The organism is Paenibacillus sp. FSL R7-277, from assembly GCF_000517965.1.
Lineage (GTDB): Bacteria > Bacillota > Bacilli > Paenibacillales > Paenibacillaceae > Paenibacillus_AQ > Paenibacillus_AQ silagei.
Genome location: NZ_ASPX01000002.1, coordinates 17,225 through 41,862, shown reverse-complemented (window position 1 = coordinate 41,862; position 24,638 = coordinate 17,225). Strand labels below are relative to the sequence as shown.

Here is a 24,638-nt window from a genome sequence, read left to right as displayed (position 1 = left end):
CAGAGCAGCGGCTCTCCGGCAATGGGAGAAGCGCTGCTCTGTTTTCCTGATCATCTGCTGTATTCGGTTATTATTCCTTAGCCAAAATAATATCGAGGGGATCAACAAGCAAGCCCTCTTCAACTTTAAATTTACGATTTATATCGATTCTCTTTTGATGCTCAGCATCCCAATAGAATAATACATCGTATTCCCCATCCGGCAGATAAAAATCAAAATTGCCATTGGTAACTGTTGCTGCATAGGAAAGCGGAGAATCCGTGCCGGCCTCAGTAATCATTAGCACTCCATTAGCATGTGGAGTTCCATCCTCATTATAGATCTTGCCTGATATTGCTAAAGGTACCTTGATATCAATCGGTCCGGCGGCAGGTTCACCATTGACAATTGTTATCTGTGTGCGTAAGGCTATACTTTCTGAATTCTTAATGTTCAGCAGCTGTATGTTATAGTCGCCATCCGGTAAATAAAGATCAAACTTACCTGCAACCACAGGGACCCTGTAAATTCCGTAATTCTGAGCATTCATTTCTCTAATTTCCAGCCATCCGTCGTCAATCGGGGAGCCATCCACAAAGCTAATATTCCCTTCAATTTTTGGAGGCAATTTTATATCCAGATTGCTCTTCCCGTCAATGACCTCAAATAAATAATTAATTCTTAATTGATTGTTGGTTTCGCCATAGATTAACATTTCTACGTTATAATGACCGTCGGGTAAATTAAAGTTAAACCTGCCTGCTTGGATTTCGGCACTATACCAGCCAAGCGGTCCGCTGTCTAAGCGCTGTACAATAATTTCCCCATTCTCAAATGCGGTCCCGTCCGAATACTGGATCGTACCGGCCTGCTGCTCAGGAATGAGAATATGCACTTCCCGATCTGCCTTGCCATTCATAACGTAAAACGTATAGTAGAGTGAAATGCTCTCTTGTGTAGTTGTGGAACGCAGTGAGTAAATCTTGTACGGCCCATCCGGCAAATCTATAGAGAATTCTCCTTGTGTCAAGGGCGTACTGTACATCATATAATCGCTATCCCGTTCTAGGTACAAGATGCCTGTATCAACAGCCTTCCCGTCTGCACGCTCAATGAAACCTTTTACAACCCCATGATTTACAATGGGCGGTGTGGGTGCCACCGTTGACCCAGGTGTTACTATGGGTGTTACTACCGGCCACGAGGATGGGGATGGCGACGGTGAATTCACCGCTGTGGGTGCTACTGTAGCTGTTGGTATTGGTATTGGTGTTGCTATTGGTGTCGGCGTTGCCGTTGATGCTGGCGTTGCTATTGGTGTCGGCGTTGCCGTTGGTGCTGGCGTTGCTATTGGTGTCGGCGTTGCCGTTGGTGCTGGCGTTGCTATTGGTGTCGGCGTCACTGCTGGCGCCGGTGTCTCTACCGTACTGCCACCTCCATCGCCTCCACCAGCTCCTCCCCCTCCGCCGCCAACTAGTACAGCCGCTGTTGGGGCCGCCGAAGACGCAGCAACCGTTAGATCAGAACCGGCTATATTTACTTTCACATCTGCCGGAACATCTGTGCCGATCGTAAGTTTACCTGGAGCATTCTCCATCGTAATGCCCGAAGCGTTGACAACCGCATTCCCGATGTTGCCCTTACCTGATATTTGTATACCGGCGTTCATTGTCATGGACTTGATATTGCTGCTATTGGACAATTTATTACTGCCCGCTGTTTTATCAACATTGAATGTCTCGATAGTGCCCCCGCTGAGTTCGATGTTAAGGCGTGAGGCAAGAATATTTACAGCCTTGAAGCTGCCGTTCAACAGAATGCGGGCATCCGCTGGAATTTCAGGAGATAACGTGAGAGTGCTGATCTCAGCTCCGGTGAGGGATTCAACGGCAGCAGCGGACTGAATCTCAAGGTTATGGATTTGGGTCTTTCCTTCAGCGACCACTCTTACACTGCCATCTTCCTTGTCAACACGTACAGAACCCAGTGTGGAATCGGCAAGATGAATACTGTTCACCCCGCCGCCTTCAATTGCGGTATTGCCTCTTACTGTTACATTCTGGAGCCGCACATCGCCTTCAGCTATGCCTTCTCCTAGCAGCAGATTTCCAGTGATATTCATATTACGGAGTGTGATACCCGGCACGCTGACCACTACATCACTGTCTACTTCCGACATTCCTGACAACGGACCATATATACCTGGTGTTTCATAGATGATTACATATTCATCGGAATCTGCATTTAGCACCGATAGAGCCCTATCCAAAATGACTACGGTCTCTGCCCGGGTTGTATAAGCGAGAGGCCGAAAGTTCCCATCACCGGAACCCTTCATGATACCTTGTTCGCTGACAGCCCCGATCGCACCTTTGCTCCAAGCTGCACTCTTAGTAATATCCTTGAACTCAGGAGCCGCAGCCGGTGCTGTCAGCTTGAGCAGCTTGCTGATGATCACAGCCAGCTCTTGCCGGTTGATCTTCTGATCAGGCTTAAAGGTCCCATCCTCGTAGCCTTGAATGTAACCTGCAGCATTAGCCTGCAAAATACTTGAATAATACCATTTACTGCTGGAGATATCGTTAAAATTAGCTTTTTTCGTCTCAGTGAATCCAAAAGCCCTATTAATCAAAACTGTTAATTCCGCCCGGGTGACCGGGTTATCCGGCTTGAATTCCCCATCCGGGTAGCCGGAGATCAGACCTTGATCCATCCACCTGCTGATTTGATCCTTCGCCCAGTTTCCTGCCAGATCCGGCGCATTACCCGCAAAAGCTGCGCCTGCCGGCAATATCGCAAGGCATATGGCTAGTGCTCCAGCGACTACTTTTTTGCTTACACTTCTTTTGATAAACAAACTGATTCCCCCGACTATGTAGTTATAAAAGCATACAAATTATAAATTTCCTTGCTCTAACTAATCCTTAAGCCCTATGAATCCGTTAAAATTATAGCATGATTCCGGTAAAAGATTGGTATATTTCCGGATTTTATTTTCTAACCGGGAAAGTGAAAATACCGCCTAATGACTGCCCGGTTCTAGTCATATCATCCAGTCTATGAATTCTGCGAACCTGACAGGCTGTCGTCCAGTTCCTCCTATTATAATGAATGATATAATCTCTTATTCAATCTGACAGACAAGGTGGTATGATCATGGCAGCCAAAACCAACAAGCAGCTCATTCTTGAATTCGAATCCTTCATCCCCTATATTCAATCGCTGGACAGCATGGAAGATGCAGACTGGGAGGCTCCGCTGGAGGCCGGAAAATGGTCCCTGCAGGATGTCCTTTGCCACATCATGCTGTGGGACAAATACTTTTATGAGGAGGCTTTGGTCAAAATCCAAGAAGGCCTGCCGCTGACAGCCGCACATCTGGACTTCAATGCATTCAATGCCAATGCGGTTCTATACGCCAGGACAGTAACCCGGCAGGAAGCCATCCGGCAATTCGTCCTGTACCGGACCAAGATTACCGGACTTGCGGCCTCCTTCAGCGATGCGGCGCTAGAACAGAATCATCCCGATGGGGACGGCAAGAAATTCAGTATCCGCAAGTATCTGAGAGATTTCATCTCCCACGACAAGCATCACAAGAAGCAGATAGAGAAATATGCAGCAACGGTTGCGGTCACTAAAGCATAAAACTGCGGCCCCGTCTGTCCTCTGAAATCTGGATAGATGGAGCCGCAGCTTTTGATCATTCTTTTGGATATAAACGATGCTTAATCTTGATTCCTAATCACAATATCGAACCTCTCATGAACCGGATGCATGAATAATTCATACTGAATTCTACGCTGTTGATGGGACTTTATTATTGCCCGGCAACGTACCTCTCCACTTCAAGAGAAGCCAGCAGCAGCGGCGCAACACCCATAGGTACATCAGATACAACTTCTTCGGAAATGTAGTAATCGTAGGAGCCGTTGCGGTCCTTACTGAGCCCTGCCCCGTGACAGATCTGATGCAGATGAACGCCTTGTTCATCTTCGGTCACCAGATGCTTAAGGATTCCCTCGTAGCCGCTTAACATCGCTGCCTTGAAGGAAGGCTCCAGATAGCGCAGCCGCAGGGCTTTGGCCATCGCATAGACGAACATGCAGGAGCCTGTCGCTTCAAGGTAGTTGCCCTTACGTCCCGCCTGATCCAGCACCTGATACCAGAGGCCGCTCTCCTTATCCTGCACCTCAACCAGCGCACCGCACATCCGCTGAAAAATCCCCATCACCGTTCCCCGCTGCGGATGGGTCAACGGGAAGTGCTCCAGGCAGTCCACGGCGGCCATCGCATACCAGCCCATCGCCCGGCTCCAGAAATGGGCCGACAATCCGGTGGAGGAATCCGCCCACTCCTGCTCCCGGGATTCATCCCAGCCGTGATAGAACAGGCCGGTACGGGGATCACGGGTTCGGCGCTCAATCAGCAGCAGCTGACGGGCAGCTTCATCGATCAGCTCCGGGCGCCCGAAGACTGCCCCGTATTCGGCCAGGAACGGCGAAGCCATGTATAATCCGTCCAGCCACATCTGGAAGGGATATATTTTCTTATGCCAGAAGCCGCCTTCGGAGGTCCGGGGCTGTCCGATGAGCTGCGCTGCCAACAGATGAGCGGCTTCCGCGTAGCGCTGCTCACCCGTCTGACGGTACAGCCAGAACAGATTCTTGCCCTGATTGATCTGATCCAGGTTATATTCCTCCAGCGAATAGGAGCGGATGCTTCCGTCCTCCCCGATGAAGCTGTCCATATGCCGCTGCATGAACGAGAGGTACTCAGGCTCGTTATGCTGCATCCCGGCCCGGGCCACTGACATCAGCAGCATACCGGGGACATACGCCCAGCGCTCCATTACATACTCGTGTTCCCCTTGTTCATTGCATTGTCCGATGAAGGTATCCGCGATTCTGCGGGATAAGCCTGTGCTTACTGCTTCTGATATAGACATCTCTATTCCTCCTGTCATTTGCGCTATCTGTTACCCTACTCCTGCGGACCGGCAAGCTGCTTAAGCAGCCAGGCATACGCCGGTTCCCCATGAATCTCATGACCCCCTGTGAAAAAATCCGCCGCAAGCCGCCCGTCATGGCCCTCTGCCGCATAAATCAGCTCCAGCCGGTCCAAGGCTTGCCTCGCGGCGGCGGGACCAAACAGATGGTCCGCGTCCCCCGCCTCCAGGAACAGCCCGCGCGGTGCAATCAGGCCCAGCAGGTCCGGCATCTCCGCTTCCAGCAGAATGCCCGGAATGTAATTGTCCAGACAATGATTCCGCGTGAGAATGCTGTCTTGGAACGTATTGGCGTAGCCGCTGACCACCGCACTGCTGATCCGTTCATCCAGTGCAGCCGTGAAGCCTGCCACCAGCCCGCCGCCGGAAATGCCCATAATGCCGATCCGCTCACCGTCCACCTCATCCCGCTGCTGCAGATAATCCAGCGCCCGCATCGTCTCATAGATGCGGAAGCCTGCCATCGTCTGCCCTGTCATCAGCAGCGCCGCGGACAGGCGGAAGCAGGAATTACGTCCGGGCTCGCCGCTGGCAAGATCCTCAGCCAGACGCCTGTCTCCGAAACCGAGTACCTCGGGAGCCGCAACGACGAGACCTTGCTTCACCAGGGAGACGGCAAAATCCTTATGCAGTCCCGGGTCCCCCGTCCGCTCCGACCCGTCCGGGTTCAAGCCGGTAATCTCGCGGCTGCCGTAGCCATGCCCGTGAATAGCCAGCACAGCCGGGCAGGGAGAGCCTGCCGGCTCTTCCGGGATCAGGAGATACAGGGCCATTCTAAGTCCTTCATAGGTGGTGATCTCTATACGTTCACGGATATATCCGCTGCAGACTGTACGCTCCAGCCGTACCGGTTCAAGTGCCGCCCTCTGAGCAGGGAATCCGCCCAGCCGCTCTATGAACCTCGCGGTAAGGGATGCCCGCCATTGTCCGAATGGAAGGTCTGCGCTGAAGGCAGAGCTGCGCGGTGCAGACGCCGTCAGTTGATTGATATATTGTTCAAGTGATTCCATCAGGGAAATCCTCCAATCCTGAATGCCTGGGTCCGGGTGTACCACGGTCCAAGTGATTAATAGCCCTCGGGATGCCAGCCGTCCAGCACAGACAGGATCCGGTACTGTGCGGCTTCCTCCGCAGTTAACTGGCGAGACCACGCCACCCGGCCTTCGGGGCAAGCGCCCGGGCCGCTGCTGCCGTACTCTTCATAGCGGCTGGACTGCTCCCGGTCCGGCTGCCCCCAGTTATGCCAGCCTTCTCCGGTCACCGATCCGTCCATCACCGTGCGGATGAAGGCGACATGCGCGTAAGGGCGCCAAGGGCGTCCGAGATAGCACTCACTTACCCCTTCGCCGCCGGTAATCCGGCAATCCAGGAACACATAACCGAAGGCGGCTCCCTCCGGCGTTGAAGCCGCTGTGATATACCCTCTGGAGCGCTTGTTATGGAGATGGCAGCGGTCAAACAACGCAGTGGCCGGACCAAAAATATAATCCACATCTCCCTCAATGTAGCAATCATCATAATATTGCCGCCCCGGCCCGGTATATAGAGTATCCTGGTCCCCTAACAGACGTACACGCCGGAACACAGCCTGCCCGGCATCCACGAACGCCGCGACCGCCTGTCCTGTTCCCGGGCCGGAGGTGTTGCGGATGGTCAGATTCTCGGCAGTGAAGCCTTCTGCGAACACATTAAGCGTTCCGGTGCGGAAGGTACGCAGCGGTTCACCGTCCGCACCGAGCGTATGGGCATTATCATTCCACGAGATAATCGTGGAATGCTGATCCTCTCCCAACAGCAGGATGGGCGGGGCTTCGCGGACAACCGTAACCTTTTCCTCATAGATCCCGGGCTTAATCCGTATGGTTACGGCTTGCATCTCCCCCGGCGGAATGGAATCCAGCGCCTCCTGCAGACTGCTAAATCCTTCTCCGGCATTCTTCGAGACTATCATTAACATGGACGGCTCCTTTCACAGCAACCTGAATGTATTCTATAATAACTGTAACAGCTTCCAGGAGAAGAGGAGATGTATGAACAGCGTATCTGGCCCTAATCCCAAATATTATCTTGAAGACGGAAGCTTCAGCATCCAGCATATGAAGCGCAAAGGCATCACTGCGATGCCGCGCCCCCACAGCCATGAGCTGACTGAGCTGTATTACCTGACGGACGGGGAGCGTGTATATTTTGTGGACGACCGGGTCGTTACGGTTCACAAAGGCGAGCTGATTCTGATTCCCGGCCGCGAGCTCCATTCCACGGCTAGCTCCGAGAAGGCCGAATTCGAGCGGATTCTGATCAATTATGACCCGCTGCTGCTGCCCCCGGTGCTGAGGGACGAGCAGCAGTGGTTCCAGAGCCACCGCTACCGCTTGTTCCGGCTGACTCTGCGCGAGCAGAATGAAGCGGAGTCCCTGCTGAACCGCATGCTGGAGGAATCCCGCCTCCGTCGGCCCTTGTACGAAGCCTGTGTCACCGCGCTATTGACCGAGCTGATGATTCTCCTCCAGCGTTCGGAGAGCACGGCCCAGTCCGGCGGGACCCTCCATCCGCTGCACCATCTGGTAACCGATGTCGCTACCTATATCCGTGCCCATTACCGGGAAGCGCTTACGTTAGAAGAGACAGCCAAGGACTTTTTCATCAGTCCGTCCTATTTGAGCCGGGTATTTCATCGCCTGACCGGCTTTCATTTCCGGGAATATATCGTCCATATCCGGGTCCGCGAGGCCCAGCGCCTGCTGGCCGGTACCCCCGCCAGAATCCAGGAGATTGCAGGGGCAGTCGGCTTCGAGCATCTGTCCCATTTCAATAAAACTTTCAAGAAATCAACCGGCCTGACCCCGCTCCAGTACCGAAAGGAAGCGGGGGCACTGCCTGCACCGGAGTCTGGAGGGTAGTATCCGTTCCGCCCCGCACCTCTGCTTAATGCTCTGTGATGGCCAGCTCTCCTGAACGGACAAGCTCAACATCACTGCACTTATGCATCTGTACCTGCGGCTCCTCCTGCGTCTGCAGCCTGATCCGATCCAGCTTCAGACCTGCGGCATGGCGCAGGATGATTCCCCGCCTGCTTATGGCGCTGAAATTCTCCACCGTAAGCGCAGCAAGCGGCATTTCCGGCAGCCCGTTCACCAGCAGCGCGGTTGCCGCCCCGTGGCAGGCCATATTCCGCAGCGTAATGTTACGGAACTGCGGAGTCTCCTCCGTGACCGGGACCTCCTGCTCATCATAGCCCTCAGACCCCTCAACCCCGGCATAGAACAGGTGGAAGGAGACCGCTTCATGGACGATGCCTGACATCTGTATATTTTCTACCCGGATATCCTCTACTACGCCGCCTCTTCCCCGGGTACTCTTGAAGCGCAGCCCGATGTCCGTACCCATGAACACGCAGTCGTTCACCCGGACCGCATGTACACCGCCCGACATTTCACTGCCAATCACTACCCCGCCATGTCCGTGATAGACCGTACAATGGCGGATCGTAATGTACCGGCAAGCTCTTCCTGCCCGGCGGCCCTCCTCATCCTTGCCCGATTTCAGGCAGATGGCATCATCGCCTACATCGAACCCGCAATGCTCGACCAGCGCATGTGTACAGGACTCCAGATCCAGCCCGTCCCCGTTCTGGGAGTACCACGGATTGCGCACTTGAATATGTCTGATCGTAACCTGCTCACAGCCCATGGGGTGCAGACACCAGGCAGGAGAATTCTGAAAGGTCGGCCCCTCCAGCAGCACTCTACGGCAATTCCGCAGGCTCAGCAGCGCTGGACGCAGATACGCACGGGCAGGGAGGTAGGCTTCCATTGCTGTCTCGCCTTTTTTCTTCAGGCTCAGATAACAGGCTTCTCCCGCAAGCGCTTCCTTGGAAGGCCACCAGATCTCACCCTGTTCATCCAAGGCCCCCCCGGAGGCAAGCAGGCTATTCCACTCCAGTTCCGTCCGCTTGAAGCGCTTCACCGGACGCCAGGCCTCACCGCTGCCATCGAAGATGCCTTCACCGGTAATGGCTACATCGCTCAGATCCTCTCCGTCCAGCGGAGCCTGGCACCGCCAGCCGGCAGTCCCTTCGTAATGGGAGAACAGCAGGGGATACCGCGAATAGTCGGGTTCAAAGCATACCAGTGCCCCCCGCTCGGCACACAGATTAATTCGGCTGTGCAGCGTCAGCGGCCCGGTACGCCAGATTCCAGGCGGGATGACCACCGTTCCTCCTCCCGCAGCTGCGCAGGCATCCAGGGTATCCTGTATAGCAGATGTACAGAGCAGCCCTTCAGCTTCTGCCCCATAGTCTGTAATACGGAAGGTCCGCTGCGGAATCTGCGGCAGCTCCGGGATTGGATAAACTTCGGAATCATATTTATTATTCATCGTATTCCTCCATCTCTGTCTAATCAAGATCTATTCAAGCTCTTCATAGCTGAACCAGCCGTAATCCGCAACATTGCTGCTCTGTGCTCCGCCCGCACTGGCATACATTCCGATATAGGCCCCCGTAAATCCTCCGGCCCAATCCGTGCTCAGCACCCGGCCGTCAGCCTGTTCATACAGTGCGGTCCAGGTGTCTGATCCTGAAGCTCTATAATAAAAGCTGTAATCCTGCCCCCTGGCTTCTACCTTAAGCTGTACGGTATCCAGCGGATAAGGCGCAGAGGCCAGCAATTGCTCAGCTCCTCTGCTGCGCACGGTCAGCTTCAGCAGCTGCCTGCCATCCTCTGCCACCCGTTCATAGCGGAAGTGGTTATCCGCATTCTGGATCAGGGCCAGTCCGGCGCTCTCGCCTGCGGCCTCCGGCTGGAAGCGCATCTCCGCTGCGGCTCTGAAGCTGAGATGCTGCTGCCGTCTTCCGATATATGCCGGATTGCCGGTTTCCGCCAGCACCTCCGGCTTCAGCCGCAGCCGCAGATGTCCCGGATGCTCGCTGAGGCTCCAGAATTCACCGCGCGGCGTGCGCAGGAAGTTCCAGACGGGGCTAAGCTCCCCTTCAGCAAAATCATCACGCACCGGCAGCAGCGGCCACTGCGTCACCGGCAAATCCGGTGCTGGCCCCTCAAGCTCAACTACGCCCTTGCCGGGATTCACTACCGGCCATTCGTCCTCCCATTTGACCGGTGCCAGGAAGGTCTCCCGGCCCAGGTTGCGGTAATATCCCCCGCAGGTCCGGGAGGCCAGGCAGAGCATCCACCACTCCCCATGCTGCGTCTCGACAAGTTCCCCGTGACCCGTATTCACGATGGGGTACTCCCTGCCGAGATGGCGGTGGGTCAGGATCGGGTTGGCCCGGTGCCCCTCATAAGGTCCCGTCACGTTCCGGCTTCTCGCAACCGTCACCGCATGGGTATGTCCGGTGCCGCCCTCAGCGATCAGCAGATAATACCATCCTCCTATGGAATACAGATGCGGCCCTTCCTGGGCATGCGCAGTCTTCAGCGCACCTTGCCAGAGACTGTGCTTCGGGCCGGTAAGCCTGCCCTGTGCCAGATCAATCTCCTGCAGCCAGATGTCCATATGCTTCGGATAATCATGGCCCCCGGGAGGCACCCGGTTACCGGTGTAGTAGACCTTACCGTCCTTATCGAAGAACAGGGAGGGATCAATGCCGGGCGCATCCTCCAGCCAGACCGGATCAGACCAGTCTCCCGCCGGATCAGCAGAGGTTACGTAGAAATTATGTGGTTCCTTGTCATTATCAACAAATGTCGTGATCATATAAAAGAGACCCTGATGGTACCGGAGAGTCGGTGCCCAAATCCCTCTCGACGGGAGAATTCCGTCCAGATTGAGCTGGGACGGACGGTCCAGCACATGGCCCAGCTGACGCCAGTGGACAAGGTCCCTGCTGTGAAAGACCGGAACCCCGGGGTAGAATTCAAAGCTTGAAGTAACCAGATAATAGTCCTCTCCTACACGGATGGCCGAAGGATCAGGGTAGAAGCCCGGCAGCACCGGATTACGGAATGTTCTCAAATTCGGAAGTCCTCCTTCATACGGGCAATAGGTACGAATACTTAATCAACGATAGGTAAGCATAACCCATTATAGTTCGGATAAGTTTAATTTTCTTGCGCTTTCTATGTTCTTTTTCTTTTTTTTTATACTTTCTTGTCCTGCAAACAGAAACAGCGACAGCAGAGGACGGATAACGTCTCTGGCTGTCGCTGTATTATGGAAGCAGAATTCACTCTGGCAACGGCTGCTGGAATGACTGAATCAGACTGAATCAGATTGCATTAATCAAGTGTTTTAGCATACTCTCTCAGCTGTTCAGGCTCACTTGTGTGATAGACCATTTGTTCATGATCAAAAATTACAATTACGGGCCGTTTCGCTTCCAGGCCCAGTACCTCCAGCCACTTCAGCTTCTTCTCCTCTGTATGCACAGTCACATGCGGGATATGCTCCACGAGCGCAGGCTCGGAATTAAGTACCTCATTTACTTCGTCATCCCAATCCCGTGAATTGGAGAACATATGCATGTGAAGTACGTTCTCTTCCTTGGACACTAGCTGATCAATGACATCTGCTTTCGTAGGGCCGCAGCCTGCTACAAACAACAAGAATACTGAGACCAGTAAGAATAATCTAAATCTGTGCTTAAGCATACAATTCCCCTCCCTATTCCATCTACATACCCATATATTACTACAATGATTCGGCCCTACTTCCTCACATAGAGCGAATAGGTCTCTGGAGCGGCAAAATGTAGTTTCTGCGCTAATCGGATAGAGGCAGTATTGTGAAGGCCACAGTCCCATCTTGGCGTGATCTGACGTTCTAAGCACTCCAGGATAAAAGCTTCGGCAACACATTGAGCCACGCCCTTTCCCCTAAACAAAGGATTTGTCACTATATCAATTTCAGCGTACTGTTCGGACGAGAATATAGAGACACATTCCCCAGCAAATACATCGTGTTCCGTAACAAAGAAACCGAAGCCCTTGTCCGCAAAACGCTCCACCGATCCCCAGTATTTCCGGATGTACGCTGCATCGAACTCTCTATTCACCTCAAGCGATTCCTTGTTTGTCCTGTTCAGCCGGAAGCCATCCGGTATACCCGCTCTTTGCGATTGCATGAAACGGTGCTCATTGAATGTAAAAGAATACCTCGGCATCCGCTGCAGCTTCGCCCCTAAAAGCTCATTGATTCTGCGATCCCATCGTTCAGAGGATGAAAATAACGTAAATCTCTGATTAAGCATCTCTCTGCGCTTGAATTCATGCATAAGCATGGGTGCAAAATCATCATTCGTCTCATCGCCCATCACTGCATAAATGCCTGAAGAAGTACCGATCAGCGCCGAAGACTTATCGATGATGATGTCCCCGTCAATATAACGATCTAGTACCGAATACGCAAATGTGGGATAAGGGGTGATGACAGAAGCATCTATTCTCATTACCATTCAATCCTTTCTACAGAACAAACCATTTAGTTCACAACAAATTAGATAAATAACTAATTACATATTAGTATAATATGCTGAAATATACAATTGTTATTCATTACACACGGTGCAGCTTACGGTACCGGGATGGCGTTAATCCCAGCTTCGCTGTGAACACCCGGCTTAGGTAGAAGCCGTTCTCGTAACCGCACTGCTGGGCGATCAGTTCAATGGGCAACCTTGAATCCTCCAAGAGCTGGCAGGCGCGTCTGAGCCGGAGTCCAGTTACAAAGTCTGAAGGGGCCGTCCCGAAGGCCGCACGGAATCGCCGCGTTAATTGTACCGGAGTAATATCAAGGGTAGCGGCCAGCTCCTGCAGGGTCATAGGTGTACAGGCATGCTCCAGCAGCCATTGCTTAGCCTGTTGCATCAGCGGGCCCGGGCTTGTCTCTCCAGAGCGCAGCTCCTCGGATGCACTGCTGCGCTCGATTTCAAGCAGCCTCCACAGATCCTCCAGCATATGCTTCATCCGGCTATAGCCCGGCTCCTCCTGAATCCCTCTTCCGATACTCCGCATATAGCGGTAGGTAGACATCAGGCGCTCCACATCCCTGACAGTCCATCTGCCTCCAAGCGTTGCGGCGTCCTCCGGTCCCCCCTCTTCCTCCCATTCGAATTGTATGAAATGAAAGGTCAACGGACTAAGCGTTCTCCGGTAAAAGGTTGTCCCCGGCGGACATACAATGATGTCCCCGGACCCTCCTTCCCCTTCGTGGTCTCCGAAGCGGTAAGCGAATTGTCCCTGCTCCACCGCAAATAAGGTCCACACAGGGTAGGTGTCGTGCTCCAGCAGGAACTGTTTTTTCTGCTCCCAATAGATGTGGGCTGCCGGACGAACCGACCAATTCATGCGCATGTTCTGACTCCCCTCAGATGCATTATTCAATGAAATAAAGTGTATAAATCAAGAAATTATATGCATGTCATTTGATTATTGATTATTCTATCATGAAACTACGGATATATTAACACACCAAAGGAGAGGTTCAACAATGCGTAGTGAAACGGTCAACACGGATGTAACTGTGGTAGGCGGCGGACTGGCAGGGGTATGCGCGGCGATTGCGGCAGCCCGTCTGGGCCAGCGTGTGGCGCTGATTAATAACCGTCCGGTGCTCGGCGGTAACTCCAGCAGTGAGGTGCGGGTATGGGTATGCGGTGCAACCTCGCACGGTATCCACCGGTATGCCCGTGAAACGGGGATTATGGGCGAGCTGTTTGTGGAGAACCAGTACCGCAACAAAGACGGCAATCCGTATCTCTGGGATATGGTTGTGCTTGAAGCGGTTAAGGCCGAGCCGAACATTCAGCTGTTTCTGAACACGGATGTTCATGAGGTCGATGCTTCCGAGGATGGCAGCGGCCAGCGGAGCATCCGGTCCGTGACCGGGTGGATGATGGGGTCGGAGCGGAGAATCACTTTTGAAAGCGCGGTCTTTCTGGACTGTACGGGAGATGGCCTGGTAGGCTTCCTGGCAGGGGCAGAGTACCGGCTGGGCCGTGAAGCACACGCAGAATATAATGAGGAATGGGCGCCGCTGGTCGCAGATGATATTACGCTCGGCAGCACACTGCTCTTCTATACCAAGGACGCAGGTCATCCGGTCAAATATATCGCTCCAGCCATGGCAAAGGATATTACACAAACCTCTATTGCCGAGCGCCGCATCATCCGCAGCGGCGACAACGGCTGCGCCTACTGGTGGATCGAATTCGGCGGCGAGCAGGACACTGTTCATGACAATGAGGCCATCCGCGACGAGCTGTGGTCTGTGATCTACGGGATCTGGGACTATATCAAGAACTCCGGCAAATTCGACGCGGACAACATGACGCTGGAATGGGTCGGTTCGACTCCGGGCAAGCGGGAGTACCGCCGGTTCATTGGCGATTATGTCCTGAATCAGAACGATATCCTGGCCCAGTGCGAATTCCCGGACCGCGTAGCGTTCGGCGGCTGGTCCATTGACCTGCATCCGCCGCAGGGAGTGTACGCTACAGAGTCAGGCTCGAAGCATATGTATTCGGACGGCAGCTATCACATCCCGTTCCGTTCGCTGTATTCGGTGAACGTGAACAATCTGCTGATGGCCGGCCGCGACATCAGCGCCTCGCATGTCGCGTTCGGCACGACCCGCGTCATGGCTACCTGCGCGGTCATCGGCGAAGCCGCCGGTATCGGCGCGGCACTCTGCGCCGCCAAGGGAATATCGCCGCGCGAACTGCATGCGGCCCACCTGAACGAGCTGCAGCAGACGATGCTGCGCCAGGATGCTTCCGTCCTCGGGCTACGCAACGAGGACGATGCTGATCTGGCGCTGAAGGCTGCGCTCAGTGCTTCCAGCGAGCGGAGCTGGTTCGGCGTGGAGCAATCCGCATTCAGCGTCCCGCTCACAGCGAACATCGGCATCACCGTTGCGGCCGATCCGGGGCTGGACGGAATTGAGCTGCTGATCGATGCGGCCGAAGTCGCAGAGCTGACGGTCGAGCTATGGGAGACCGGACGGCCCGAGAATTATATTCCCCATACGCTGATTCAGTCCGCGTCAGCTCCCGTTCAGGCCGGAGCCGCCCAGTGGGTGAAGCTCCCGGTTCAGTGGAAGCCGGAGTCACCGCGCAATGCATTCTTGATCGTCAAGGCCAACGCTGTACTGTCGCTGCATATGGCAGATGAGCCCGCTTCAGGAATGCTCGCCTACGGGCATAGTGACACCCCCGCAGCCTCGCGGGACTTTGGCGAGAATCCGCCTGCACAACCCGTAGTGCAATGGGACAAAAAGAAATTCGACCACAAAGCCCCGTGTCTCCGCCTGTCCGGGATAACGAGTGCCTTCGCTGCGGATAAAGTTATCGACGGCTACCTCCGCCCGTACGGCGGTCCGCATATGTGGTCCTCTGACCGGATGGCCTCCGATCAGCCGGAATGGCTGGAGCTGGCCTGGAACGAGCCGGTAACTCTGCGCGAGGTTCACGTTACCTTCAACGACGATGTCAACGAGGACCTGATCAACCTGCATCATCATATTACGCCTTACGAAATCCTGCCAACACTCGTTAAGGAGTATCGTATTGAAGCTTACCTGGACGGCAAATGGACCTCAGTTGCCGGGGAACGTGACAACCACAAGCGCAAGCGGGTACACACGCTGAACGAAGCTGTGACAACCGGCCGCCTGCGCGTCGTGATTGAGTCAACTAACGGAAGCCAGTATGCGGAGATTATTGAGGTGCGGGTGTACGGTTAAGGGAGCGGACTAAATTTAATACATTGAAATTTGAAGCGGAAGGCTATAGCATTTAAAATGTAGACTTCGGTAATACAGCTAAAACAAGTACGGATGGCAAACATGGTCAGTTAAGAATATCTCGCTTAATGCTGGAACCGCTGTAGGAACCCATACGGTATATGTTACTTTTGTGAAGTCCGATTCAACCACAATTGCAAATTCAACCTGGTTCCAGTTCAAATAAAATGCAAACTGTTTGATGGATGTTGAGCGGGGCCTGACTGCGGTCAGGCCCTTTTGACGCTGAAGGAGCTATTGATCCGTCCACTGCTCAAAGAGGTTGTACAATTCATCAAGGTGTTCCTCGTCTTCGGCCGCGAACATTAGCAGATGGCCACCGTTGTTGTTCATAATCATAATCAATTCACCCGGCCGGCCAAAAAAACGTACGCCCGTGTACAAATCTGAATCGGCTTGGCGGGATGGAAAGTTCTGCTCAATTCGCTCCGCAACAGCCTCATCGATATCCCAATATTCTTCGCTGCTATACTCCATCGCCAGCACTGCCTGCAAATGGGCCATGGCCAGCAAAAATTCCTTAACAGACGAACGCAGGCGCTCCCATTCGGCTCCGCTGCGCACATAGACGGGAGGATTATCAAGCTTCATATCCGCTGCACGGATTCCCCACACGCAGGCTTCTTGATTTTCGGTATAAAAGATGCAGTAATCTTCTTCCATATAACGCGGAAAATTGTGAGGCTGAACCAGAAAATCCTGAGTCGCGTTCAATGCAGAGTGGGCCCCAAGCTCCGTATAATACGCCCGCAACACCTGCGGAATATGCCCGTAGCGTTCCATCCACGGCGTTAATGATTCATGATCAAATCCGCACGGTTCCGTAATATGGAACAGGTCTCGAATCACTGTAAAGTCTGTCATTACTTATCCCTCCCCGTTCGTCGATATCCAAGTGTTAATTAACGTAATCTTAACATAGTTTATTGTGAAAAAAGCCTAATCCTTTGCTCAAGGATTAGGCTTTTTGCCGTTTAGTTTAACGCTTCATATAAAGCAATAAGAGCCAAGGACTGTCCGTACGCCATAGGTCTGAGGGCAATGTTCTTGTAATGCTCCTTATCCATCCCCATACCGGTTCCGGCCGACACATTCAGCACGGTTCCATCTCCGCTAATATTTTGACATACCGATTGAATGGCCTTGTCTGCCGCAGCCTGATAGGAGGAATCCAGAATACCGGCCTTAATGCCTTTGATAATCCCTGCGGCAATTGCGGCTGACCCGGATACCTCTTCATAGCTGGATGGGTCCTGCAGGACGGTATGCCAGAGACCGGAAGCTGCCTGGAGGGAGATTAGGGCATTGACCTGAGCCTTATACGTATCAATCAGAAACCGGCGGAACCCCGGACTAATCGATTCCTGGCAGGCTTCCAGGTAATCGACGATCCCATAGGTAAACCAGGAATTGCCGCGGCACCAGAAGATACTGCCGAAATTATCATTGCGTTCGAAGCTCCAGCCGTGGAAGAATAAGCCGGTATGTTTGTCGAACAAATACTTGATATGGAGCAGAATCTGGTGTTCAGCTTCGTGTACCCACTCCGGCCGGTTAAACTTGCGTCCCGCCTGGTTCAGGAACAGAACCGCCATGAAGAGCGTATCAATCCATAACTGTCCATTGTGCAGGTGAATTCCATCCCGGTTGCCGATGGCAGTGACCGTATGCTGAAAGCCGCCTTCTTTGGTTTTGGGCAGCTCATGAATGAGCCAATCCGCATGTTCCCGGCATAGCTTTTCCAGTTCACTGGAAGACTCAAGCTGATCCAGGAGCAGCACCAGAGGCAAATAAGGAGCGGTTGTATTAATGTTTTTGGAAGGGAGTCCCGCCTCCAGATTACGGGAAACCCAATTCCGGAAAAATTCCATGTAACGCGTATCGCCATAATACTTTTGCAGCTTGTACAGACCATAAAGACCTACGCCCTGAGGCCAGTCCCATTCTTCAATGCCGAAATCACGCTGCACAATTCCTACTCTGGTATCGGCCTGAACCACGGTTTTATCCTTTTCATAGTCGCTGCCGCCCAGATTCATTAGTCTGTCTACTACCAGCCCGATCTTCTCAAGCAATATTTCATTTGTCATCGATTATCAGCTCCTTATTATTCCCTAGGTCCGCTTAAATGGTCCGCAGATGCCACTGATCGTTAATTTCTTTAATTAATGCCAGATCGCATTTAGGTGTCCGGTCATAGGCCAACAGGCCGTTAATCTCCTGCTCCACATCCGTTAACTGCGTATAACAATATCCATAAATAATCTTGGACGCGTATACCGCCTTCATAATTCTTCCGTATTCCAGAACAAGATCCTCTGCAGATTGTGCACTGGTATATCCCCAGCCATCGTCAGCGCCAGCCTTGTAGCTTATACCACCGAATTCAGTCAACAAGATCGGCTCGCCCCGATGCTCATAACCGTCTGCATACACACTACGGGCTGATGGATTGGAAGCAAGCATCGTATCTTTTGTAGAAAGAATCCGCTTGAACTCTTCATACTTATCAGGCTCATCTGCTCTGCCATGCTGATAATTGTGTACCGCACAGATGTCAGTCAACGTCATTTCCCATCCGTCATTCGATATGACTAACCGGGTATTATCCAATGAATGAATAAGACTATACATGGCTACGCTGTGATACTGCTGCTGCTTATCCGATTTCACCATCGGAATGCCCCAGCTTTCGTTAAGCGGGACCCAGGCTACAATCGAGGGATGATTGAAGTCACGGTCAATAATCTCAATCCATTCTTTGGTTAACCGGGCTACAGCATCATTATTGTAAGAGGCGTTCGCCGCACATTCTCCCCATACCAGGAACCCTATCCGGTCAGCCCAGTATAAAAACCGCGGGTCCTCGACCTTCTGATGCTTACGGCAACCGTTGAATCCTAATTCTTTGGCTAACTCAATATCCTTCTTCAGATGCTCATCCGTTGGCGCTGTAAGCAATCCTTCCTGCCAATACCCCTGGTCCAGTACAAGCTTCTGGTAATACGGTTTGTTATTCAGGTAGACCATACCATTCTCTGTATGAACCTTCCGCATGCCAAAATACGATTGAATAGAGTCCACTTCAACCCCGTGATCGTACAGCTTCATTTCAACATCAAACAAATTAGGAGCTTCCGGGCTCCATGTCCAGCCGGCCCGATGAAAGTTTGTGCGGAATATTTTTAGACCAAACAGATCTACTATTCTGCGTGTTATAGGCTGTAATAATCGTACACGGTCCTGAATAACAGGTACTCCGCCAAAAGAAATACGAAGTTCCAAATCTAATTCTTCTGATCCATGCCCCTCAGACTTCACTTCTATTCCAATACTCCCTTGATCCAAATCTGGCGTAAACTTCACCTGCCCAATATGCACAGGGTTTACCGCCTCCAGCCACACGGTCTGCCAAATCCCGCTCGTTCGGGTATACCAGATGCTTTCGGGCTGCTCTAACCAGAACTGTTTGCCCCGGGGTATGGTCTCGTCTGTTGATGGGTCCTCCACGTGAACAGTTACCTGTTCCTCTTGTCCGGTTAAGGCATGGGTAATATCAAACGAAAATGAAGTGTGTCCGCCCTCATGCATCCCGATATATTGACCATTCACATACACCCAAGCTCTATAATCTACCGCTCCAAAATGTAATATCACCCGCTTCTGATACCAGTCCGGATCGAGTGTGAAATTGCGTTTATACCAGACATAGTCATGAAAAGTGGTATCATGTATTCCGCTGGCAGGGGTCTGAAAAGCAAAGGGAACCTGAATGGTCTGACTGAAATTCTCACCTGGATCAAACCATCGCTGTGCGGCTCCCTCATTGCTGTCATCAAATTCAAATTGCCACGTTCCATTCAAGTTAAGCCATGCGTCTCTGACGAACTGCGGACGCGGATATTCTATCCTGTGTGTCATTTAGCTTCAGCTCCCATCTTAGTAGTCACAACAATAAAAGTTAACTTTTTGTAGTTTAGATAGTAAATCTTCCTCGCGGGCAAGCAAATACTACCATGATGAAAGCGTTCTTTCAAGCTTATATCAGCGTTATTATTGATTTTCAACTTTGTGGTATACAAATAAAAATCCATACTTAAATAGATCGTTTATTGTTAACTAAAAAGTTAACAATATGTTATACTATTCAACAATCGGCGGAAGCCACAGATATGACAAGGAGGTATAATTATGTTCTTAGAACTCGACGATCATGGTATTTCTGTTCTGAAAGCACTGGCATCGGACACCAGAGCTTCGATTCTCAGACTATTGTTACATACACCGCTTACTGTCAGTGAGCTGGCCGCAAAACTTAACTTAAGCAAAGCAATCGTCTCACGCCATATCCGGTTACTGGAGGACGCCAGGATCATCAAGCTCCAGGACAACTTGGAGGCTGCCGACAGCCGAAAGAAGAATTTCATTGTTGCGGTGGATCATATTGCCCTCAACTTACCGCAAAAGCTCCATCTTCCTTTTAAAGTCATTACGAATGAAATCAAGCTGGGATACTACTCTAATTTCTCAGTCACCCCTACCTGCGGATTAGCCAGCCAGGCTAAAATTATCGGCAAGTTAGATGATCAACGGACCTTCGTCTCCAATGACCGGATCGATGCATCCTTACTTTGGTTTGCCGAAGGCTTCGTTGAATATATGATTCCGAATGATTTCAACCATAATTTCACTGCAGAATTATTAGAGTTATCCTTAGAGCTCTCTTCAGAGTTTCCTGGTTCCAACAATAATTGGCCCAGTGATATCGCTTTTTATATCAACGATGTTTTTTTAGGCACCTGGACGGCTCCGGGGAATTTCTCAGATGTGCGCGGGAAATTAACACCAAACTGGTGGGATAACGAACTAAGCCAGTATGGCCTTTTGAAGCATTTAAGAGTCACCAAGAAAGATACGGGAATAGACGGTCAAAAAATATCATCGGTTACACTCGCCCATTTAAAGATCGAAGATTCCCCCTTCATCAAGCTGAGGATTGGGATTGACGGGAATTCCAAAAACAAAGGCGGACTTACCATCTTCGGGGAGCACTTTGGAAACTATCCGCAGAATATTCTGCTTAAACTATTTTATACGGAAGCGGAATAAGGGGAATCTTCGAGGGGCTGGGCTTCGACTCGCCAACATGCGCACGTAAAAAGGCTCTCCATGAACGATGCAGGATCGTTTTGGAGAGCTTTTTATGTCCAATAATCTGATAAAATAAAAGGACAAACCCAACCGGAGGTGCCAGCCATGCAATGGGAAGAGGTTCGTAGGATTTATCCCAATCAATACGTCAAGCTGCAAATCCTTGCAGCACATATCGAAGGCAACACCAAGTATATTGATGATGTCGCCCTAATACGTGCTATCCAGGACCCGCAAGAAGCTACCAAAGAATTGCTGCGATGCAAGGATGGCGTAATTGTATCGCATACTGAGAATGAGGAGCTGGAGGTTGAAATTCGTACTCTTCGTGGATTGCGGGGAGTCGTGCAGAATGAAAATTGAGTACGTAGATGGGCTACTGCAAACGTCTCTAACCTTAAATTATAAAGGACAAGTTCTGACTATTGAAAAACTTGTAATTGATACAGGCGCATCTCATACCTTGTTATCCGCTGACGCTATAGCAGATATTGGAGTATACTTTGAGACTGGTGATGAGATTATTACTGCATTCGGTATCGGTGGAGAAGAAAGCTGTTTTCGCAAAGTATTCGACTCCATTCAGTTAGGCAACTTTCATATTGAAAATTATAAGCTGGATGTCGGGTCGCTTCACGAGAAGCTCGCAATCAACGGTCTGTTGGGACTAGATTTCTTGATGAAAGCTAATATTGTTCTCGATTTGGCGGAGCTTGTTATGTATTCGGCAAAAGAAAAAGATTAGGTTTAGAGACACCTAATCTTTTTCTTTTTTGAATTTATTCCTGTAGACTATCTATCAGAAGCGATGCGGCACTTTCATCAGTTGATTCATTTGTACCCAGCTCACCACGAAAGGCTTTAAACAAAACTGAGCTAATTAAAGATTCCAAATTCTCATTAACATTCAGGCTCCCAAACACTAAATCTTCCTTTTCAAAGAGATTTCTTACTACTTTAACAATTTCTTTTTGTTCTTCAAAAGGAGCTATTGGAATAACAATTGATGATAATTCCTCGATATTGATATTATTTATTCCGGCAGATGATTTAGATTTTCTAAATAATTGGTTTCTAACTCTTTGAGATTTTAGTAACATAAGTACAAACTCGGGTACAACTCCAATTGGTCTAAGTCGAATTAAGTAAGACGCATATGCAAATCCATCACAATCTTCGGTAACAACAGAACATTTGCCCACCAAATCTTTACTACCATTAGAACGTATTATTAATATATCCCCATTACTTACAAGATGACTCTCGGATGTTATAACTCCTTCAGAATACTTCATATCATTTAGATTAAATGTAAAATCTTCAACGTTTGGAATACGCAATACAGGAGTTCCGTTATTTGCATAATCACTTTTTGATGATGTTCCATATTTAAAACTTTCAATAATATCTCCAAGCCTACAAAAGGCCCATCCTTTTGGTAAATCCGAGTCATCGATTTGGAAATTTAAATTATACTGTGTTTCCTTCTTCTTATTACTTTTCTTTTTCTCATTTATTTCTATAAGTAATTCTTCAGCAGAAACGCCCCCTATATTACCAATTCGCCACTTCGAAGTCAAATCCCCACGAAAAGCCTTATTCAAAATTGCTGCTCGGCGAAGTTCAAATGTTTCCTTGGCTTCTTCGATGAGTTCTTTGGCTTGATTAATCTTTAACAAAAGGCTTTCCACTTTTTTGACTATGCGTTTTTGCTCCTCAAATGGTGGAAGAGGTATTTTAAGATCTTGGATACGATGAAGGGCAAGTTTTGGTTGGGATGTAGCCTTCATTGATAAATTGATCTGCTTTAATACTGATTCACTATTAAGTAACAAGTAGATGTATCTGTTATATGACCCGTTTATATTTGTTATTTTAGCTGCATTTTCAGTTAAATTCGATCCATCTAAATGTTCAGGTACGATGCCTGACCTGCCAATTGTCCCTGCAATGGTTATATATACATCCTTACTTGAAATAACATATCGTGAGATTAGTTTATATGTTTTCTCAGAGATATAGCGCAAATCAGAGTCGTTAACGGTACCATCTTTAAGATCTATTACCCTCAGGTATGCATGGTTGGTCTCATCTGAAACAAAGTCATGCCCTGAAGGTAATCTCTTTCCACCTTTAACTTCAGCAATGGATTTAATAGCAGTCCACACCCAATTCTCAGGCACCTTATAAGGTTGCTCCTCCACAGGCACCAGCGCCTCTTGCAGCAATTCCTCTGCCGTCTTCCCTTTATTCTTGCTCATACGTTATACTCTCCACGCGTTTCCGCAACCTGAAGCAGCTCTTGACGTTCTTCAGCTGCATACTCCGGCTTGTTTTCCACCGCTTTAAGCTCAGCGACAACCTCAAGCAGCAGGGTCATGGCTTCATCCAGCTTGGCGATTGCCAATTCTGCCGAATCAATCGGATCAGGCAGGTTGTCGTAGGCGGACAGCGATTCATCTGCAATCAGTCCAATATCCAAACTATCATCCTTTTTGCGGATATCCTCACGAGTAAACATGTTAAATCTTGCATCCTGCACACTGCTACGATCCTCAGCTTTATAAGCCTCCACAAACGCATCAAAATGCACAGTAGTCAACGGAGTCCGTTTCCCGAAGCTAGGCATATTTGTCCGCAGATCGTACACCCAAACATCTTTTGTACTTTCCTTATCCATTTTCTCACGCGTGAAGAACAATACGTTCGTCTTAACCCCTTGCGCATAAAAAATCCCCGTAGGCAGCCGCAGAATGGTATGCAAATTACACTTGTCCATCAAATCCGCGCGAATCTTTGCTCCCACTCCACCTTCAAACAAAACGTTATCAGGTATAACTACCGCTGCGCGAGCCTTCCCGTTTGCTTTTAACGCCCGATAAATATGCTGCATGAAGTTCAACTGCTTATTGGAAGTCGTAAAAGTTAAGTCGTCACGCGTAAGTCCTTCTCCGCCTTGCTTGGTACCAAATGGTGGATTGGTCAGAATTACATCGTAATTCTTCAAGCTCTTTCCGAGATCAGAAAGGGTATCTCCAAGCATAATATCTCCATGCAGATCATGAAGCATTGCGTTCATCATCGCCAGACGATGGGTATCCTTAACCAGTTCAACACCTGTGAAAGCTTCGTTTCTTTGAAACTCGGCTTCTTTTTCACTCAGGTCAAAGTAATCGTCAGTCTTGCTCCGAATGTGGCTATCCGCTGCAATCATAAATCCAAACGTCCCTGCGGCAGGGTCATTGCAGCGCTCGCCTGGCTGAGGATCAGCCAGCTTTACGATTACATCAATCAATGGACGCGGGGTAAAATATTGCCCTGCTCCCGACTTGGTTTCACTCGCATTCTTCTCCAGCAGTCCTTCATACAGATCCCCAAGACCTTCTTCCTTAGCAGAATACCAGTCGAGCTGATCAATCGAACGTACGATTTTCTCCAGATTCTTAGGTTCATCAATATTGGAGCTGGCATTCATATAAATCTGCTTTATGATCTCGTTACCTTCTTTGCCAAGATCGAGCAGCAGCTGGCGGTAATGCTGGGTTAATTCCAAACCATGCCGCTCCTGCAACGAATCCCAACGATATTGTTGGGGCAGAATGCCCTCATTATTCGTTTCCTTCATCATTTTAAGAAATAGAAGATAAGTCAGTTCCGTAACATATTGGTGATACGTGATGCCGTCATCACGCAGTACATTACACAGATTCCATAGCTTTTGTACAATTTCCTGATTCTTCAT

20 protein-coding genes are annotated in these 24,638 nt (G+C 50.4%); 6 read left to right on the top strand and 14 right to left on the bottom strand.

Annotated elements, in window-relative coordinates:
• Window positions 1–70 precede the first annotated feature (70 nt).
• Window positions 71–2,836 (bottom strand): S-layer homology domain-containing protein, encoded by a 2,766-nt coding sequence (locus C173_RS32605; RefSeq protein ID WP_051477729.1) that lies wholly within the window; start codon window positions 2,834–2,836, stop codon window positions 71–73.
• A 299-nt stretch (window positions 2,837–3,135) separates the two neighbouring features.
• On the opposite strand from C173_RS32605, the gene C173_RS00690 reads away from it, so the two are divergent.
• On the top strand, window positions 3,136–3,627 hold the full coding sequence (locus tag C173_RS00690; protein WP_036721371.1) for a DinB family protein: 492 nt from the start codon (window positions 3,136–3,138) through the stop codon (window positions 3,625–3,627).
• A gap of 172 nt (window positions 3,628–3,799) precedes the next feature.
• Here C173_RS00690 and C173_RS00685 read toward each other — a convergent pair whose 3' ends face one another.
• From C173_RS00685 to C173_RS00675, 3 genes are read right to left on the bottom strand one after another with little or no spacing between them, the layout of a single operon-like run.
• Window positions 3,800–4,927 (bottom strand): glycoside hydrolase family 88/105 protein, encoded by a 1,128-nt coding sequence (locus C173_RS00685; RefSeq protein ID WP_036721368.1) that lies wholly within the window; start codon window positions 4,925–4,927, stop codon window positions 3,800–3,802.
• Between the two features lie 35 nt (window positions 4,928–4,962).
• On the bottom strand, window positions 4,963–5,997 hold the full coding sequence (locus tag C173_RS00680) for a dienelactone hydrolase family protein (RefSeq protein WP_036721364.1): 1,035 nt from the start codon (window positions 5,995–5,997) through the stop codon (window positions 4,963–4,965).
• 56 nt (window positions 5,998–6,053) lie between these two features.
• A complete protein-coding gene (locus tag C173_RS00675) occupies window positions 6,054–6,944 on the bottom strand; it encodes a pectinesterase family protein (RefSeq protein ID WP_036721362.1) in 891 nt (296 codons plus the stop codon).
• A 73-nt stretch (window positions 6,945–7,017) separates the two neighbouring features.
• Between C173_RS00675 and C173_RS00670 the strand changes: the two genes are divergently transcribed.
• A complete protein-coding gene (locus C173_RS00670) occupies window positions 7,018–7,887 on the top strand; it encodes a helix-turn-helix domain-containing protein (RefSeq protein ID WP_036721361.1) in 870 nt (289 codons plus the stop codon).
• A 25-nt stretch (window positions 7,888–7,912) separates the two neighbouring features.
• Here C173_RS00670 and C173_RS00665 read toward each other — a convergent pair whose 3' ends face one another.
• The 5 genes from C173_RS00665 to C173_RS00645 form a co-directional block, all read right to left on the bottom strand.
• A complete protein-coding gene (locus C173_RS00665; protein WP_036721360.1) occupies window positions 7,913–9,364 on the bottom strand; it encodes a glycoside hydrolase family 28 protein in 1,452 nt (483 codons plus the stop codon).
• 30 nt (window positions 9,365–9,394) lie between these two features.
• The gene (locus C173_RS00660) at window positions 9,395–10,960 is read right to left on the bottom strand and encodes a glycoside hydrolase family 43 protein (RefSeq protein ID WP_036721358.1); all 1,566 of its coding nucleotides are present in this window, start codon (window positions 10,958–10,960) and stop codon (window positions 9,395–9,397) included.
• A gap of 263 nt (window positions 10,961–11,223) precedes the next feature.
• Window positions 11,224–11,595, bottom strand: a complete 372-nt coding sequence (locus C173_RS00655; RefSeq protein WP_036721357.1) for a hypothetical protein — start codon at window positions 11,593–11,595, stop codon at window positions 11,224–11,226.
• Window positions 11,596–11,651: 56 nt separating this feature from the next.
• Complete coding sequence (locus C173_RS00650; RefSeq protein ID WP_162174661.1) at window positions 11,652–12,392, bottom strand: GNAT family N-acetyltransferase; 741 nt, start codon at window positions 12,390–12,392, stop codon at window positions 11,652–11,654.
• 106 nt (window positions 12,393–12,498) lie between these two features.
• The gene (locus C173_RS00645; RefSeq protein ID WP_051477728.1) at window positions 12,499–13,296 is read right to left on the bottom strand and encodes an AraC family transcriptional regulator; all 798 of its coding nucleotides are present in this window, start codon (window positions 13,294–13,296) and stop codon (window positions 12,499–12,501) included.
• A gap of 136 nt (window positions 13,297–13,432) precedes the next feature.
• Between C173_RS00645 and C173_RS00640 the strand changes: the two genes are divergently transcribed.
• Window positions 13,433–15,685, top strand: a complete 2,253-nt coding sequence (locus C173_RS00640; protein ID WP_036721352.1) for an FAD-dependent oxidoreductase — start codon at window positions 13,433–13,435, stop codon at window positions 15,683–15,685.
• Window positions 15,686–15,979: 294 nt separating this feature from the next.
• Here the strand turns inward: C173_RS00640 and C173_RS00635 are convergent, their stop codons facing one another.
• The 3 genes from C173_RS00635 to C173_RS00625 form a co-directional block, all read right to left on the bottom strand.
• The gene (locus tag C173_RS00635; protein WP_051477727.1) at window positions 15,980–16,609 is read right to left on the bottom strand and encodes a hypothetical protein; all 630 of its coding nucleotides are present in this window, start codon (window positions 16,607–16,609) and stop codon (window positions 15,980–15,982) included.
• Window positions 16,610–16,719: 110 nt separating this feature from the next.
• The gene (locus C173_RS00630; protein ID WP_036721351.1) at window positions 16,720–17,835 is read right to left on the bottom strand and encodes a glycoside hydrolase family 88/105 protein; all 1,116 of its coding nucleotides are present in this window, start codon (window positions 17,833–17,835) and stop codon (window positions 16,720–16,722) included.
• Window positions 17,836–17,869: 34 nt separating this feature from the next.
• The gene (locus C173_RS00625) at window positions 17,870–19,666 is read right to left on the bottom strand and encodes a glycoside hydrolase family 2 protein (protein ID WP_036721348.1); all 1,797 of its coding nucleotides are present in this window, start codon (window positions 19,664–19,666) and stop codon (window positions 17,870–17,872) included.
• Window positions 19,667–19,936: 270 nt separating this feature from the next.
• Between C173_RS00625 and C173_RS00620 the strand changes: the two genes are divergently transcribed.
• The 3 genes from C173_RS00620 (at window position 19,937) to C173_RS00610 (ending at window position 21,641) form a co-directional block, all read left to right on the top strand.
• Complete coding sequence (locus C173_RS00620) at window positions 19,937–20,854, top strand: ArsR/SmtB family transcription factor (RefSeq protein WP_036721346.1); 918 nt, start codon at window positions 19,937–19,939, stop codon at window positions 20,852–20,854.
• Between the two features lie 147 nt (window positions 20,855–21,001).
• Complete coding sequence (locus tag C173_RS00615; RefSeq protein ID WP_036721344.1) at window positions 21,002–21,259, top strand: hypothetical protein; 258 nt, start codon at window positions 21,002–21,004, stop codon at window positions 21,257–21,259.
• Window positions 21,249–21,641 carry a retropepsin-like aspartic protease gene (locus C173_RS00610; RefSeq protein ID WP_036721338.1) on the top strand — a complete coding sequence of 131 codons (393 nt, stop codon included), beginning with the start codon at window positions 21,249–21,251 and terminating at the stop codon, window positions 21,639–21,641. The genes C173_RS00615 and C173_RS00610 overlap by 11 nt, the downstream gene beginning before the upstream one ends.
• A 34-nt stretch (window positions 21,642–21,675) precedes the next feature.
• On the opposite strand, the gene C173_RS00605 is transcribed toward C173_RS00610, so the two are convergent.
• Both C173_RS00605 and C173_RS00600 read right to left on the bottom strand, forming a co-directional pair.
• Window positions 21,676–23,157, bottom strand: a complete 1,482-nt coding sequence (locus C173_RS00605; protein ID WP_036721335.1) for a restriction endonuclease subunit S — start codon at window positions 23,155–23,157, stop codon at window positions 21,676–21,678.
• On the bottom strand, window positions 23,154–24,638 hold the full coding sequence (locus C173_RS00600; protein WP_036721333.1) for a class I SAM-dependent DNA methyltransferase: 1,485 nt from the start codon (window positions 24,636–24,638) through the stop codon (window positions 23,154–23,156). Before C173_RS00600 ends, C173_RS00605 begins: the two co-directional genes overlap by 4 nt.

Excerpts from the sequence above, each read along its gene's own strand:
- C173_RS00690 (WP_036721371.1), top strand. The coding sequence starts at position 3,136 with ATGGCAGCCAAAACCAACAAGCAGCTCATTCTTGAATTCGAATCCTTC.
- C173_RS00685 (WP_036721368.1), bottom strand. The coding sequence starts at position 4,927 with ATGTCTATATCAGAAGCAGTAAGCACAGGCTTATCCCGCAGAATCGCG.
- C173_RS00680 (WP_036721364.1), bottom strand. The coding sequence starts at position 5,997 with ATGGAATCACTTGAACAATATATCAATCAACTGACGGCGTCTGCACCG.
- C173_RS00675 (WP_036721362.1), bottom strand. The coding sequence starts at position 6,944 with ATGTTAATGATAGTCTCGAAGAATGCCGGAGAAGGATTTAGCAGTCTG.
- C173_RS00670 (WP_036721361.1), top strand. The coding sequence starts at position 7,018 with ATGAACAGCGTATCTGGCCCTAATCCCAAATATTATCTTGAAGACGGA.
- C173_RS00665 (WP_036721360.1), bottom strand. The coding sequence starts at position 9,364 with ATGAATAATAAATATGATTCCGAAGTTTATCCAATCCCGGAGCTGCCG.
- C173_RS00655 (WP_036721357.1), bottom strand. The coding sequence starts at position 11,595 with ATGCTTAAGCACAGATTTAGATTATTCTTACTGGTCTCAGTATTCTTG.
- C173_RS00650 (WP_162174661.1), bottom strand. The coding sequence starts at position 12,392 with ATGAGAATAGATGCTTCTGTCATCACCCCTTATCCCACATTTGCGTAT.
- C173_RS00645 (WP_051477728.1), bottom strand. The coding sequence starts at position 13,296 with ATGCGCATGAATTGGTCGGTTCGTCCGGCAGCCCACATCTATTGGGAG.
- C173_RS00640 (WP_036721352.1), top strand. The coding sequence starts at position 13,433 with ATGCGTAGTGAAACGGTCAACACGGATGTAACTGTGGTAGGCGGCGGA.
- C173_RS00635 (WP_051477727.1), bottom strand. The coding sequence starts at position 16,609 with ATGACAGACTTTACAGTGATTCGAGACCTGTTCCATATTACGGAACCG.
- C173_RS00630 (WP_036721351.1), bottom strand. The coding sequence starts at position 17,835 with ATGACAAATGAAATATTGCTTGAGAAGATCGGGCTGGTAGTAGACAGA.
- C173_RS00625 (WP_036721348.1), bottom strand. The coding sequence starts at position 19,666 with ATGACACACAGGATAGAATATCCGCGTCCGCAGTTCGTCAGAGACGCA.
- C173_RS00620 (WP_036721346.1), top strand. The coding sequence starts at position 19,937 with ATGTTCTTAGAACTCGACGATCATGGTATTTCTGTTCTGAAAGCACTG.
- C173_RS00615 (WP_036721344.1), top strand. The coding sequence starts at position 21,002 with ATGCAATGGGAAGAGGTTCGTAGGATTTATCCCAATCAATACGTCAAG.
- C173_RS00610 (WP_036721338.1), top strand. The coding sequence starts at position 21,249 with ATGAAAATTGAGTACGTAGATGGGCTACTGCAAACGTCTCTAACCTTA.
- C173_RS00605 (WP_036721335.1), bottom strand. The coding sequence starts at position 23,157 with ATGAGCAAGAATAAAGGGAAGACGGCAGAGGAATTGCTGCAAGAGGCG.
- C173_RS00600 (WP_036721333.1), bottom strand. The coding sequence starts at position 24,638 with ATGAAGAATCAGGAAATTGTACAAAAGCTATGGAATCTGTGTAATGTA.